Origin of the sequence: Asticcacaulis biprosthecium C19 (genome assembly GCF_000204015.1) — a bacterium.
GTDB lineage: Bacteria > Pseudomonadota > Alphaproteobacteria > Caulobacterales > Caulobacteraceae > Asticcacaulis > Asticcacaulis biprosthecius.
The window spans coordinates 294006-294496 of record NZ_GL883081.1 but is presented as its reverse complement, the minus strand read 5'-3'; the positions used below and the strand labels follow the sequence as shown (position 1 = coordinate 294496).

The 491-nt window shown below is 62.1% G+C and carries 1 protein-coding gene; it reads right to left on the bottom strand.

The features are described 5' to 3' along the window. On the bottom strand, positions 1–491 hold a 491-nt coding region (locus ABI_RS23300; protein WP_040310025.1), incomplete at both ends, for a cadherin-like domain-containing protein.

Here is a 491-nt window from a genome sequence, read left to right as displayed (position 1 = left end):
ATCATAATCGAGGGTGACGCCTTCGATCGAACCGTCATGGCCGTCATTGACGGCGTAGGTGAGGGTGATCATGCCGTCGAAGTCATCGGCATGTTCGATCGTGTAGGTGCCGTCGAGGTTGTTGGTCACCGTGGCGCCGTTGCTGGCGGTCAGGTTGGCCACCGACAGGGTGTCCAGGTCATCGACATCGGTGAAGCCGGCCAGCAGGTCTTCCACACTGACGATGTAGTCTTCGTCTTCCGTGCCGTCTTCCAGGGTCGCCTGGACACCGGTCAGGACTGGCGCGTCATTGGTGCCGGTGATGGTGATGGTGACGGTTTCGGTGTCGGAAGCCCACCCGTCGGAGACCGTGACATCGTAGGTCTGGGTCAGGGTCTGGCCGACGGCCAGGAACTGGATATCGTCATTGTCAACCGAGAAGGTCCAGTTGACCGTGCCGCCGCCGCCCTTGCCGGCCGGGGTGACCGACGCGGTGAGGGTACCGACATAGG